Source organism: Thermomonospora cellulosilytica, from assembly GCF_014138835.1.
Lineage (GTDB): Bacteria > Actinomycetota > Actinomycetes > Streptosporangiales > Streptosporangiaceae > Thermomonospora > Thermomonospora amylolytica.
The window spans coordinates 2,552,904-2,566,771 of the sequence record NZ_JACJII010000001.1 but is presented as its reverse complement, the minus strand read 5'-3'; the positions used below and the strand labels follow the sequence as shown (position 1 = coordinate 2,566,771).

At 74.4% G+C, this 13,868-nt stretch carries 9 protein-coding genes; 7 read left to right on the top strand and 2 right to left on the bottom strand.

Features of this window, described 5'->3' with window-relative positions:
• Positions 1 to 42 precede the first annotated feature (42 nt).
• Positions 43 to 3,582, bottom strand: coding sequence for a transcription-repair coupling factor (gene mfd / locus HNR21_RS12170; protein ID WP_182705278.1), 3,540 nt, complete (start codon positions 3,580 to 3,582; stop codon positions 43 to 45).
• A gap of 220 nt (positions 3,583 to 3,802) precedes the next feature.
• Here mfd and HNR21_RS12165 point away from each other — a divergent pair, with 220 nt between their 5' ends.
• From HNR21_RS12165 to HNR21_RS12155, 3 genes are all read left to right on the top strand, one after another.
• Complete coding sequence (locus HNR21_RS12165) at positions 3,803 to 4,504, top strand: class I SAM-dependent methyltransferase (RefSeq protein WP_312880996.1); 702 nt, start codon at positions 3,803 to 3,805, stop codon at positions 4,502 to 4,504.
• Between the two features lie 125 nt (positions 4,505 to 4,629).
• Positions 4,630 to 6,138: an adenylyl-sulfate kinase gene (gene cysC / locus HNR21_RS12160; protein ID WP_119727285.1), complete on the top strand. Its 1,509-nt coding sequence runs from the start codon at positions 4,630 to 4,632 to the stop codon at positions 6,136 to 6,138.
• A 75-nt stretch (positions 6,139 to 6,213) separates the two neighbouring features.
• Positions 6,214 to 7,215, top strand: coding sequence for a sulfite exporter TauE/SafE family protein (locus HNR21_RS12155; protein WP_182705276.1), 1,002 nt, complete (start codon positions 6,214 to 6,216; stop codon positions 7,213 to 7,215).
• A gap of 5 nt (positions 7,216 to 7,220) precedes the next feature.
• Here the strand turns inward: HNR21_RS12155 and HNR21_RS12150 are convergent, their stop codons facing one another.
• Positions 7,221 to 8,006: a LamG-like jellyroll fold domain-containing protein gene (locus HNR21_RS12150; protein ID WP_182705275.1), complete on the bottom strand. Its 786-nt coding sequence runs from the start codon at positions 8,004 to 8,006 to the stop codon at positions 7,221 to 7,223.
• A gap of 198 nt (positions 8,007 to 8,204) precedes the next feature.
• Between HNR21_RS12150 and HNR21_RS12145 the strand changes: the two genes are divergently transcribed.
• The 4 genes from HNR21_RS12145 to HNR21_RS12130 all read left to right on the top strand — a co-directional run bounded on the left by HNR21_RS12145 (position 8,205) and on the right by HNR21_RS12130 (position 13,762).
• A complete protein-coding gene (locus HNR21_RS12145; RefSeq protein WP_182705274.1) occupies positions 8,205 to 9,062 on the top strand; it encodes a hypothetical protein in 858 nt (285 codons plus the stop codon).
• Positions 9,063 to 9,216: 154 nt separating this feature from the next.
• Positions 9,217 to 10,998, top strand: coding sequence for a Wzz/FepE/Etk N-terminal domain-containing protein (locus HNR21_RS12140; RefSeq protein ID WP_182705273.1), 1,782 nt, complete (start codon positions 9,217 to 9,219; stop codon positions 10,996 to 10,998).
• Positions 10,989 to 12,566, top strand: coding sequence for an O-antigen ligase family protein (locus HNR21_RS12135; protein WP_182705272.1), 1,578 nt, complete (start codon positions 10,989 to 10,991; stop codon positions 12,564 to 12,566). Before HNR21_RS12140 ends, HNR21_RS12135 begins: the two co-directional genes overlap by 10 nt.
• A complete protein-coding gene (locus HNR21_RS12130; RefSeq protein WP_119727280.1) occupies positions 12,563 to 13,762 on the top strand; it encodes a hypothetical protein in 1,200 nt (399 codons plus the stop codon). The genes HNR21_RS12135 and HNR21_RS12130 overlap by 4 nt, the downstream gene beginning before the upstream one ends.
• Positions 13,763 to 13,868 lie beyond the last annotated feature (106 nt).

Genomic DNA, 13,868 nt, shown 5'->3' with positions numbered 1-13,868 from the left:
GTCTTGCGCCCGTCGCGGGCACCTCCCGGGGTCCGCGCCATCCTAGGCGCGGGCCGGTTCCAGCAACAGCGCCTCCACCAGGTCGGTGGCCCACTTGAGCAGGGCCACGTCGCGCAGCGGGCGGCCGCCCAGCGGAGCGGTCCTGGGCGCCGGCACCAGCAGCGTGTTCGTCGCGGCCTTGTAGATGCTCTTGGGATAGAGCCGCTGCAGCCGCACCTGCCTGGAGTCCGGCAGCTCGACGGGCGCGAACCGGATGTGGTTGCCCTGCACGGCGACCTCGGTGAGCCCGGCCTTGCGGGCGCGGACCCGGAACCGGGCCACCGCCAGCAGGTTGAGCACCGGCTCGGGCGGCTCGCCGAACCGGTCCTTGAGCTCGTCGAACACCGCGCCGATCTCGTCGTCGGAGGTGATCGCGGCGATCCGCCGGTAGGCGTCCAGCCGCAGCCGCTCCCCCGGCACGTAGTCGTGCGGCAGATGGGCGTCGACCGGCAGCTCCACCTTGGTCTCCGGCAGCTCGACCGGCTCGGCCTCCCCGCCCGCCCTGGCCTTCAGCTCGCGGACCGCCTCGCCGACCATCCGCACGTACAGGTCGAACCCGACCCCGGCGACGTGCCCGGACTGCTCGACGCCCAGGATGTTGCCGGCGCCGCGGATCTCCAGGTCCTTCATCGCCACGTACATGCCGGCGCCCATCTCGGTGTGCTGGGCGATGGTGGCCAGCCGCTCGTGGGCGGTCTCGGTCAGCGGCGCCTCCGGCGGGTACAGGAAGTAGGCGTACCCGCGTTCGCGGCCCCGGCCGACCCGGCCGCGCAGCTGGTGCAGCTGGGACAGGCCGTAGGTGTCGGCGCGGTCCACGATCAGGGTGTTGGCGTTGGGGATGTCCAGGCCGGACTCGACGATGGTGGTGGCCACCAGCACGTCGTAGTTCTTCTCCCAGAAGTCGACCATGACCTTCTCGAGCTGCTGCTCGTTCATCTGGCCGTGCGCGGTGGCGATCCGCGCCTCCGGGACGAGCCGCTGCAGGGTGGCCGCCACCCGGTCGATGGACCGCACCCGGTTGTGCACGAAGAACACCTGGCCCTCGCGCAGCAGCTCGCGGCGGATGGCGGCGGCGATCTGCCTGTCGTCGTACGGGCCGACGAACGTCAGGATCGGGTGCCGCTCCTCCGGCGGGGTGAGGATGGTGGACATCTCCCGGATGCCGGTCAGGCCCATCTCCAGGGTCCGCGGGATCGGGGTGGCCGACATCGCCAGCACGTCCACCTGGGTGCGCAGCCGCTTGAGCTCCTCCTTGTGCTCGACCCCGAACCGCTGCTCCTCGTCGATGATCACCAGGCCCAGGTTCCTGAACCGGCTCTGCGCCGAGAACAGCCGGTGCGTGCCGATCACCAGGTCCACGGTGCCGTCGGCGACCCCGCGCATGGTCTCGTTGATCTCGGCCTCGGTCTGGAACCGGCTGACCGGCCGCACCACCACCGGGAACGGCGCGAACCGCTCGGTGAACGTCGACAGGTGCTGCTGCACCAGCAGCGTCGTCGGCACCAGCACCGCGACCTGCTTGCCGTCCTGGATCGCCTTGAACGCCGCGCGCACCGCGATCTCGGTCTTGCCGTAGCCGACGTCGCCGCAGATCAGCCGGTCCATCGGGACCGGCTTCTCCATGTCCCGCTTGACCTCCTCGATGGCGGCGAGCTGGTCGGCGGTCTCCACGTACGGGAACGCGTCCTCCAGCTCCCGCTGCCAGGGGGTGTCCGGCGCGAACGCGTGGCCCGGGGTGGCCATCCGCGCCGAGTACAGCCGGATCAGCTCCCCGGCGATCTGCTTGACCGCCTTGCGGGCCTTGGACTTGGCCTTGGCCCAGTCGGAGCCGCCGAGCCGGTGCAGGGTGGGCGCCTCGCCGCCGACGTAGCGGGTGATCTCCTCGAGCTGGTCGGTCGGCACGAACAGCCGGTCCCCGCGGGCGTACTCCAGCACCAGGTACTCGCGGGTGGCGCCCTGCACGGTGCGGCTGACCATCTCCACGTAGCGGCCGACGCCGTGCTGCTCGTGCACCACGTAGTCGCCGGGCCGCAGCTGCAGCGGGTCGATGCCGCCGCGCCGCCGGGACGGCATCCGCCGCATGTCGCGGGTGGAGGCGCGCTGCCCGGTCAGGTCGGTCTCGGTGAGGACGGCGAGCTTGACCGACTCCCACACGAAGCCGCTGCCCAGCCGCCCGGTGGTCACGTGCGCCACCGCGGGCTCGGGCGGGGCGGGCAGGTCGGTGAGCCGGGCGCCCAGGCCCTCCTCGCGCAGCACCTCGGCCAGCCGTTCGGCGGGGCCGTGCCCGGCGGTGACCAGCACGACCCGCCACCGGTCGTCGATCCAGCGCTTGATGTCGCCGATCACCCGGGCGGTGTCGCCGCGGTACTGCTCGGCGGCGTGCACGTCCAGCCGGACCGCGGCCTCGTCCTCGCCGGTGAGCGCGGTGACCGTCCAGCGCGGCAGGCCGAGCCGGGCGGCCTGGTCGCGGACCTCCTCCAGGGTGCGGAACGCCGCCGCGCCCAGGTCGATCGGGGACTGCCCGCCGGCGGCGGCGTTGACCCAGCTCGCCTCCAGGAACTCCTGGCTGGTGCGGACCAGTTCCTCGGCGCGGGTGCGGATCCGCTCCGGCTCGCACACCAGCAGCGTCGAGCCCTCCGGCAGCAGGTCGACCAGCAGTTCCATACGGTCGGCCAGCACCGGGGAGAACGCCTCCATGCCCTCGACGGCCTCGCCGTCGGCGATCCGGGTGAGGATCTCGGCCAGCGCCGGGTGCTCGGCGGCCAGGGCGCGCGCCCGTTCCCGGACGGCGTCGGTCAACGGCAGCTCGCGGCACGGCGGGGCCCACAGGCCCTCCCGCGCCTTGCTTATTACGCCGCCCGAACCCACCTCCAGGGACCGCTGGTCGGCGGCCTTGAAGTAGCGGATCTCCTCGACCGTGTCGCCCCAGAACTCCACCCGCAGCGGGTGCTCCTCGGTGGGCGGGAACACGTCCAGGATCCCGCCGCGCACCGCGACCTCGCCGCGCTTGTCCACCAGGTCCACGCGGTGGTAGCCGGCGTCCACCAGCCGCCGCACCACGTCGTCCATGTCGGCCTCGTCGCCGGTGCGCAGCCGTACCGGCTCCAGGTCGCCCAGCCCGGACACGATGGGCTGCAGCACCGCGCGCACCGGGGTGACCACCACGTCCAGCGACCCGCTCGCCGGGTCGTCGGGGTCGGGGTGGGCCAGCCGGCGCAGCACCGCCAGCCGCTGCCCCACGGTGTCCGAGCGCGGCGACAGCTTCTCGTGCGGCAGCGTCTCCCAGGCCGGGAAGTGCGCCACCCGGCGCGGGTCCAGGAAGCAGGTCAGCGCCGCCTCCAGGTCCTCGGCCTCGCGGCCGGTGGCGGTCACCGCCAGCAGCGTGCCGGATCCGGGGATACGGGCCAGCGCGGCGGCCAGCACCGGCCACAGCGACGGCGGGGCCACCACGTCGTGGTCCCGGCGGGCCTCGGTGTGCGCGCGCAGCGCCTCGGCGAACACGCGGTCACCGGCGGCGACGTCGAGAAGTCCGGTAAGAGTCATGATCATCCAGGGTCCGGCCCGGCGCCCGGCCGACGGCCCCGGTCCTGCACCGGGGCAGCCCGAAGACCCGGGACGGGCGTCGACCCCGGGTCGGCCCCCAGTCTACGCCGGGTCGGCCGACGCCCATCCGGGTCGCGACCGCCACGGAGGGTTGCCATGGGACACGTCAAGATAGCGCAAATAGCGGACGCTCCGGAGTCGGATGGCTACTCTGCGAAACGTGACCGATCTGCGTACGCCGCCGGTCAACGACGGCGATCTGTTCTCCGCACGGGCCCGCCAGTACGCCCTCGAGCATCGCGGGCAGACCATCGAGATCCTGGAGGCGGGCTGCGGCTGGGGCCACGGGCTGGGGCTGACCGACCTCGACTGCCAGGTCACCGGGGTGGACATGGATCTGCCGGCGCTGCGCGCGCACGCCGAGGCCCGCACCGACCTGCACGCCCGCCATCTCGGCGACCTGCGCACCGTGCCGATGCCGCCGCGGACCTTCGACATCGTGCACGCGCCGTACCTGATCGAGCGGGTGCCGCACGCCGAGCTGGTGCTGGACCGCTTCGTGGCCGCGCTCAAGCCCGGCGGGCTGCTGCTGGTGCGGCTGCGGGACCGCAGCACCGCCTACGGCCTGGTGGACCGCCTGCTGCCGGCCCGCGAGCGGCGCGCCCGCGGGGCCGGCGGCCCGCCGCCGGCCGTCTACGACGAGGTCGCCTCCCGCAAGGGCATGCAGTGGTACTGCATGATGCGCGGGCTGACCATCGCCGAGGAGCACCCCTCCGCCCACATGCTGGCCACCGCCGGGCCCGCCGTCGCCGCGCTGTGCCGGCTGGTCGCCGCGGCCGGCCGGGACCGGCTGCCCGGCGGGCACAGCGAGGTGGCGCTGGTGATCCGCAAGCCGGAGAACCGGTTCGCCCGGGTGATCTAGCCCGTGATCCGGCCCACGGTGGACGCGGGTGCGCGCGCCGCCCGCGAAAGCAGTATTTTTTGCCGCGTACCCCTACTTGACCTGGCCGGCCCGGTGACGAGTCCGGGCCGGGAACGGAGACTGCGGTGACCGCCGAAGCCGGCCTTCCCGACACGTTGCGCGACCTGCCGTCCTGGACCCCCGACCCGGTCGAGCTGGCCGATCTGGAACTGCTGCTCACCGGGGCGTACCGCCCGCTGACCGGTTTCCTCGGCTCGTTCGACGCGGCGATGGTGATCGCCGGCGGCCGGCTGGCCGACGGCACCCCCTGGCCGGTACCGGTCACCCTGACGGTCCCCAAGGACCTCACCGTCCACGAGCGGCTGGTGCTGCAGGACCCCGAGGGCGTGCCGCTGGCGGTGCTGCGGGTCACCGAGACCTGGCAGGACCCCACGACCTCCGACTGGCGGCTGGCCGGGCCGCTGGAGCCGCTGCGCGCCCCCGCGCACGGGCCGTTCCACCGGCTGCGCCGCCGTCCCGACGAGGTGGCCGCCGAGCTGCCCGAGGGCCCGGTGCTGGCGGTGGCCACCCGCGAGCCGCTGCACCGCAAGCAGCTCGGCCAGGTCCGCCAGCTCGCCGACAAGCTGGGCGCGACCGTGCTGGTGATGCCGCTGCTGGGCGGCGACCACGACGAGTCCCTGGTGCGGGCGCTGCTGGCGGTGCGCCGCGACCTGCCCGACGGCGCCCGGATCGTCCCGGTGCCGCTGCCGTCGCGGCCCGCCGCCGACCCCGAGCGGGACCTGCGGCTGCGCTCGCACGTCGCGGCGGCGTACGGGGCCACCCACCTGATGGGCGCCGAGTCCGCCGAGGAGGGCGAGGGCGACGCCGAGGGCGCGGGCACCGCGATCCCGGTCGCCCGCCCCGAGCCGTGGGCCTACGACGCCGACGTGGAGGTGTGGCGGCCGGTCGCCCGGATCGAGCCCGACCACGTGCAGGCCGAGCTGACCCAGGCCGAGCTGGAGGACCTGCTGGACCGCGGGGAGCCGATCCCCGAGTGGTTCACCCCGCCCGCGGTGGCCGCCGAGCTGGCCGTGGCGCGCCCGCCGAAGCTGCGGCGCGGGCTCACCGTGTTCTTCACCGGCCTGTCCGGGTCGGGCAAGTCCACGGTGGCGCGGGGGCTGGCCGACGCCCTGGTCGAACGCGGCGGCCGCACCGTCTCGCTGCTGGACGGGGACGTGGTGCGGCGGCTGCTGTCGGCCGGGCTGACGTTCTCCAAGGCCGACCGGGACCTGAACATCCGGCGGATCGGGTACGTCGCCGCCGAGATCACCCGGCACGGCGGGGTGGCGATCTGCGCGCCCATCGCCCCGTACGCCGCCACGCGCGCCGAGGTGCGGCGGATGGTGCAGGCGGCCGGGGACTTCGTGCTGGTGCACGTGGCCACCCCGCTGGAGGAGTGCGAGCGCCGCGACCGCAAGGGCCTGTACGCCAAGGCCAGGGCCGGGCTGATCCCCGAGTTCACCGGCGTCTCCGACCCCTACGAGGAGCCCGACGACGCGGACCTGGTGCTGGACACCTCGCGGCTCACCCCCGAGGAGGCGGTGGGCCGGGTGCTCGACCTGCTGGTCGCCGGAGGCTGGGTCCGCCCCGAGTAGACCCCGGGCACGCCCCATCGTCTATGGTGGGGCCTGCTTTGCCCCGGTTTCCGATATAACAGGTAGGGCATCCCGATGCACTTTGACTACACGATGGCCCTCGGCTCCTTCCTGGTCGCCATCGTCGTCGGGCTCACCGGCATGGGCGGCGGGGCGCTGATGACCCCGATGCTGGTCACCTTCTTCGGGGTCTCGCCGCTCACCGCCGTCTCCAGCGACCTGGTGGCCGCCGCCGTCATGAAGCCGGTCGGCAGCGCGGTGCACTACCGGCAGGGCACCATCCACATGCCGCTGGTGATCTGGCTGTGCGTCGGCTCGGTGCCGGCGGCGTTCTGCGGCGTGCTGGTCGCCCGGGCCCTCGGTGACGGCGAACGGGTCCAGGACGTCATCCAGACCTGCATGGGCGTCGCCCTGCTCATCGCCGCCGCCGGCCTGACCGTGCGGATCTACCAGGCCATGGTGGACCGGGTGGCCCGCCATCCGGACGCCCGGCGGCGCACCGCCCCGCCCGGCGACCCCGCCGCCGTCGCGCCGCCGGAGATCAGGGTCAAGCCGGTCCGGACCGCCCTGGTCGGCGCGATCGGCGGCCTGGTGGTCGGGATCACCTCGGTCGGCTCCGGCTCGCTGATCATCGTGGCGCTGCTGGCCCTGTACCCCATGCTCAAGGCCAACCAGCTGGTCGGCACCGACCTGCTGCAGGCGGTGCCGCTGGTCATCTCCGCCGCCCTGGGCCACCTGCTGTTCGGCGACTTCCACCTGGACATCACGCTGGCGCTGCTGGCCGGCTCCATCCCCGGCGTCTACATCGGCTCGCGGATCTCCTCGCGCGCCCCCGGCGGCCTGATCCGCCGGGCACTGGCCCTGGTCCTGCTGGCCTCCGCCCTGAAGATGTTCGGCCTCGGCCCCTCCGCGATGGCCTGGACCATCCTGGGCGCCGTCGCCGCCGGCCTCCTCACCTGGCTCTGGGTCCGCCACCGCCACGGCCTGCCCTTCCTGCCCCGGCGCGGCGCCTCCGCCTCCGGCGGCGAGCACGGGTCGCGGGCCCGGCAGGACGCCGTGGCGAACGCGGACACCTGACGGCGTCAGCCCGCCGCGAAGAAGACCTCGTCCAGTTCCCCGTGGAACTGGTCGTTGGCGGCCACGGCGTTCGTCCCCCCGGCCATCACCGGCATCCCGGCCGGGGCGACGGCGAGGCTGGGCGCGACCGCCCCGGCGCCGGTGACCTCGCCGTCCACCAGGATCCGCAGCTCCCCGGCGGTGCGGCGGCAGGTCACCTCGTGCCACCGCCCGTCGGCGACCCCCGTCCGCGACTGGACCAGCACGAACGGCGCGCCGTTCGCCGCCCGCAGGACGCAGCTCGGCCGCCCGCCGCGGGCGTCGTCGATCTGCAGCTTCCACTGGGACGTCAGGGACGTGCCCTTCTGCACCAGGTTGGAGCCGTGGGCGGTCGTCAGGTCATCGGCCCGCACCCGGACCCGCACGCCGAACGTGAACGGCGAGGTCCCCGGATCCAGCGCCGGATCGTCGGGCCCCTGGATCACCGCGTGCGGGCAGCCGGTCCCGGCGCCGGTGCACACGGCCGGGAACCGCACCGCCCCGCCCGTGCCGTCGTGCCCGGGCCGCACCGCCCCGATCCGCCCGCCGGAGACGGCGACCACCGTTCCGGAACGCCCCGTGCCGCTGTCGTCGGCCACCTCGGCCACCGGGTCGGACACCTCGTCGAACCGCCAGCGCAGGCGTTCCTCGGCGGACCGCGGCGCCGTGGCGGGCCGGGACGCCGCCGCGGGCGACGAGGCGGCCGGCGACGTGCCGCCGTCCCCGCCGCACCCGGCCGCCAGGATCAGCGCGACCGCCCCGGCACCGGCCATCCGGCTGCACCCCTGCATGCGTCGACGCCCCCCAGACACGCGGGCCGGATGTCACCGGCCGTCCCCGGGCACGGAATGTATCCCATCGGATACCGAAGTAAGCGCACTTGACACCACTCTCCGGAACCGCGCGAGAGGGGCGATCCGGGCGAGTAACGTATGCCCCCGGATCAGCCGCCAAGAGAGAGATCAACCTCGGTGAAGCAACATCCCGGCCCGTCTCGCATCTCGCCGCGCCGCGTCCTGGCGCTGCTCGCCGCCGGCGCGCTCCTGCTGCTCGGCCCGTTGTCGGGGCCCGCCCGCGCCGCCGCGCCCGTGGCCGACGCGCAGACCATCGCCGACTCGCTGCTGGAACACGAGGGCCTGTACGTCCACTCGCAGGCGGACAGCAGGCGTTACAACGACGCCGTCCTGGAGCGGCTGCGGACCGCGCGCGACTCCGGGCGGCTGCCGGTGTACGTGATCGTGCTGCCGGTCAAGGCCGCCCCGGCCGACGCCGCCGGGCAGGACGCGCTGCTGCGCCAGGTGGCCCAGACGATCGGCCGCTCCGGCACCTACATCCTGCAGGCCGGGCCGGCCATGCGGGTGCACTCCACCGCGCTGACCCCGGCGACCGTGGCCCGGCTGACCGCCCAGGCCAGGCCCGCCGGCCGGGCCAACCCGGCGCAGACGCTGGTCAACCTGACCGGTCTGGCCGCCAGGGCCAAGCAGGAGACCTCCGCGCCGGGCCCGCACGCCAACGGCGGCAAGGTCATCCCGCCCAGCCCCGCGGACGAGAACGGCAACGGCCTGGTCATCACGCTGGTCGCGGGCGGGCTGGTCGTGGTGGCCCTCGCCGGCGGGCTCCTGCTGCTGCGCCGGCGCGGCAAGGCGAAGAAACCCGCGGCCGGGCAGCCGGCCGGCGGCCCGCAGCCCGCCGCTCCCGCCCAGGGGACCGGCCCGGGGCAGGGTCCCGCCCAGCCCACGGCGCAGAGCCCCGCCCAGCCTCCGGTGCAGGCCCCCGAACGGCCCCACCCCGCCCCGGGCTCCGACGGCGCTCCGCCCGCGGCCCGCTGACGACCACGGTGCGGCGCGCGGGTCGCGCCGCACCCCGATGGAGAGCACGCGCTCACCTCCGCGCCGGGCGAAGGTCAAGGTAATGTAATCTCGACTTTTCCGGCCCGCCCCCATGCCCGTGTGCGCCCCGTCGACCGAGGAGTTCGCGCAACCGATGGACCCGTCACCCAGGCCGGACACGACCGAGATCACCGACTACGCCGCGATGCTGCGCCGTCGCTGGCGGTTGATCGCGGCCTGCACGTTCGGCACCTTCCTGGCCGCGCTGCTGGTCTTCCTGCTGATGCCGAAGTCCTACACGGCGCAGGCGTCGGTGCAGGTCACCCTCACCGGCGCGGAGGACGCCAACAGCAACGCACGCACCAACGACGGCATCAACCTCGACACCGAGGCCCAGCTGGTGCGGTCCGCCGAGGTCGCCGAGCGGGCCAGGGCGCTGCTGAAGTCGTCGCAGTCCGCGAACGCGCTGTCCAAGAACGTCGTGGTCACCGTTCCGCCGAACTCCACCATCCTCGACATCGCCTACACCGGCGACTCGCCGCAGGCCGCCAGGGCGGGGGCGGACGCGTTCGCGCAGGCCTACCTGGACAACCGGCGCGGCAGCGCCGAGGCCCGGCTGCGCGAGAGCATGCAGACCATCAACGAGCGGATCACCAGGGTGACCGCCGAGATCCAGGAGCTGAACGCCAGGATCCGGACGCTGCAGCGCGGCTCGGCCGAGCGGTCCACCGCCGCCACCCGCCAGCAGCTGCTGAACGACGAGCTGGAGAAGCTGAACGGCCAGCTGTCGCAGGCCAACGTCACGGCCTCCAACCTGACCCCCGGCACCGTCATCACCAAGGCCAACGCCCCGCGGAACCCGTCCTCCCCCAAGGCCCAGCTCTACCTGCCGGGCGGGCTGATGGCCGGGCTGCTGATCGGGCTGCTCGGCGCGGTGATCCGGGACCGGACCGACAAGCACGTGCGGCACCCCGCCGACATCGAGCGGGTCACCGGGCTGCCGGTGCTGCTGGCCACCCCGTTCGGCCGCAAGGCCGCCCCGGTCGGCCTGTACGACGCGCGCAGCCGGATCGGCCAGCGGGTCAACCAGCTGTGCCACCTGATCTCCGCCACGCTCGGCCACGGCCACCACATCATCCTGGTCACCGGGGCCAGCGACGGCGCGGGCACCGGCATCGCCGCGGCCAACCTGGCCGCCGGGTTCGCCCGTACCGAGTCGCGGGTGCTGCTGCTGTCGGCCAACCTGAGCAGCACCGCCAGCTGCCGGCTGCTGGGGGTGCGGCCCGGACCGGGCCTGGCGGAGGTGCTGCTGGGCCGCAAGGGCCCCGGCGCCGTCGTGCAGGAGTCCACGGTGGTGCCGAACCTGCAGGTCATCCAGCCCGGCAAGGACGTGGAGGCGGCCGCCGAGCTGCTGCAGCGCAGCGCCATGGAGCAGTTGCTCAACCGGCTGCGCAAGACCGCCCGCTACATCATCGTGGAGACCGCCTCCCCGGTGGAGAGCGCCGACGCGCAGGCCGTCGCCGACGTGGCCGACGCCGCCGTGATCGCGGTGGAGATCCCGCGCGCCCGTTACGAGGACATCACCGACAGCGTCCGCCAGCTCGACCGGATGGGCACCGCGGTGCTCGGCGCGATCGCGCTGCCGGTGCAGCAGCAGGTCGCCGCGCCCGCCGCCCCGGCCGCCCGCCCGGCCGGGCAGGGCCGTGCGGCGCAGCCGGGACGCGCCCCGGCCGCCCGCACCAAGCCCGCCCGCCGGGCGCTGCCGACCTCCCCCGTCACCGACCCCGCCGAGCCCGGCGACTCGATCGTGTGGAAGGGCTCCGCCGCGGGCGACCCCACGTCCACCGCGCCCGATCCCGGTGCGCCGGACATCGACCCCGCGCGGCCTGAGCCCGGGGTCGCCGACCGGCCGGCCGACCCGGCCCCATGGTCGTAACGGGACATCGCGACAAGGCCCCGCAGGCCATCCAGTCGCTGGAGGGGGGCACGCTCCCCGGCCTGCGGCGGATGCCCGTCTGGCCGCTGTACGCCCTGTTCCTGGGTTATCCGCTGTGGTGGGCGCTGGGGCTCACCTCGGTGATCTGGGTGCTGGCGGCGTTCCCGATGGCGATCGCGCTGGCCCGGCGGGGCCGGATCCGGGTGCCGCGCGGGTTCGGGCTGTGGCTGCTGTTCCTGCTGTGGGTGCTGGTCGGGGTGACCGCCCTCGGCATGGTCGCGCCGGACACCATGCCGGACTCCGGCGGCCTGATGGGCTACTCCCACCGGCTGCTGCTCTACCTGGCGGCCACCGTCATGCTGCTGTACGTCGGCAACCTCACCGAGCAGGAGATGCCGCAGCTGACGGTGGCCAAGCTGCTGGGGTTCCTCGGCGTGGTGACGGTCGTCGGCGGGCTGGCCGGGGTGACGGTGCCGACCCTGGAGTTCACCTCCGCGCTGGAGATGCTGCTGCCGCAGCGGCTCACCGGCGACAAGTGGATCGAGGAGATGGTCCACCCGGCCGTCGCCCAGCTCCACCAGGTCATCGGCAGCGCCCCCGAGCCGCGGCCCAAGGCCCCGTTCGAGTACACCAACACCTGGGGCAACAACCTGTCGGTGCTGCTGATCTGGGCGGTGGCGGCCTGGTGGGCGCACGGATCCCGGGGCCGCCGGTGGCTGACGGCGCTGCTGCTGGCGGTGGCGATGGTCCCGATCGTCTACTCGCTGAACCGCGGCGTGTGGGTCGGGCTGATCATCGCGGTGCTGTACGTGGCGGTGCGGCTGGTCCTGCGGGGCAGGATCATGGTGATCGGGGCGCTGATGGTGGCGGCCCTGCTCGCGATACCGGCGTTCGCGGTGACCCCGCTGGGCTCCCTGGTGCAGGCCCGGCTGCAGAACGGGCACAGCGACAGCATCCGCACCACGCTGGCGCTCAAGTCGGTGGAGGCCGCCCGCAGCTCCCCGATCATCGGGTACGGCACCGGCCGCGCCATGCGCGGCAGCGCCTCGTCCATCGCGGTCGGCCGCTCCCCCTCCTGCCGGCAGTGCGGCAACGCCCAGATCGGCAGCACCGGGCAGCTGTGGCTGGTGCTGATCTCGCACGGGCTGGTCGGCACGGTGCTGTACTTCGGGTTCTTCGTGCACGCCATGTGGCGGTACCGGCGGGACGACTCGGCCATCGGGATCGCCGGGTCCCTGGTGGTGCTGCTGTCGTTCTGGTACGCCACCACCTATCCGTCCGCGGGCTCCCCGCTGTGCCTGACGTTCATCGCGATCGCGCTGCTGTGGCGCAACGACCTGGCGCGCCGGGAGCGGATGGCCGCCGAGCGGGCGGAGTGGTGGCTGCGGTTCAAGCGGGCACGGGCGGAGCATTCGCGCGGCCTGCGGCCGGTCAAGCCGCCCGCCGGGCCCGCCAGGCCCACCGGGCCCACCGGGCTCGCCAAGTCCGCCAGGGCCGCCCGGCGCAAGGGGATCGGGACGGCGGTCCCGATGGTCGAGGACAGGGAGACGCGGGTGAGCGTCAGGTGAACGACAACGGCACACGGGTCTCGGGACGGGTCCGCTACCTGCACCAGATCGGGGCCCTGCTGTGGCCGGGCCACCAGGTCACGATCGGCCGGGAGCGCTCCGGGCGGCCGGTGCGCGAGTACCTGCTGGTCCCGCACGCCAGGGAGCCCCGGCTGATGCTGCCCGCCCCGCGGCGGGCGGCGGCCGCGGCGGTGATGGGCTTCAACAAGGGCCGTTCCCGGAAGGCGGCGACGCTGTCGCGGGCGCTGTGGGCGGGCCTGCGGTCGGGGGCGGCCGGTCCGCTGCTGCGGGACCGGCTGCGGGTGTACGGCGACGGCTCGGGCATCGAGGACCACCTCGGCGAGGTGCTGGGCCGGGACGTGCTGATGGGACTGCACGTGGGGCCCGACCGGGCCAACCGCAAGCCCGTCGCCCAGCTGCTCACCCCGCGGGGCGTCACCGTCGGGTACGCCAAGATCGGCTTCAACCCGCTGACCCGGGAACTGGTGCGGGCCGAGCGGACCGCGCTGGAGATCCTGGCGGAACGTCCGCTGCGGACGCTGCGGGTGCCGCGGGTCGCCTACGCGGGCCGCTGGAACGACCTGGAGATCCTGGTGCTGGAGCCGCTGCCGGTGTGGGACCGGCAGGTGCCGGCCGACCCGGCCCGGCTGCACGCCGTGATGCGGGAGGTCGCCGAGGCCGGCGGGGTGGAACGGCACCGGCTCGCCGGCAGCCCCTACTGGAAGGGGCTGCGGGAACGGGCCGGCGGGCTGGACGGCCCGCAGGCGGACGGCATCCGCACCGCGCTGGACCGGCTGGCGGCCGTGCACGGCGACCGGGAGGTGCCGTTCGGGGCCTGGCACGGCGACTGGACCGCCTGGAACATGGCGGTGCTGCCGGACACGATGCTGGTGTGGGACTGGGAGCGGTTCACCCAGGGCGTCCCGGTCGGGTACGACGCCGTCCACTTCCACATGTGGGACGCGCTGACCGAGGGCGGGGTGGAGCCGCGGAAGGCCGCCGCCGACGCGGTCGCGGCGGCGCCCCGGCTGCTGGCCCCGTTCGGCCTGGACGCCGAGACGGGCACCGTGGTGGCGCTGCTGTACCTGGCCGAGCTCGGCACCCGCTACCTGATCGACCGGCAGGACGAGGCGGGCGCGGCGCTGGGCCGGTTGGACACCTGGCTGCTGCCGGTGCTGACCGAGCGCACCGCCTGATCCCATGCCCTCTGGGGGCCGGCCTCGGAGGGCGAAGATCCTCGCTCCGCTGCGGTCGTCCTGTTCCTTCCGGGGCCGACCCCCAGCCCCCGGAAAGCGGTTCGGA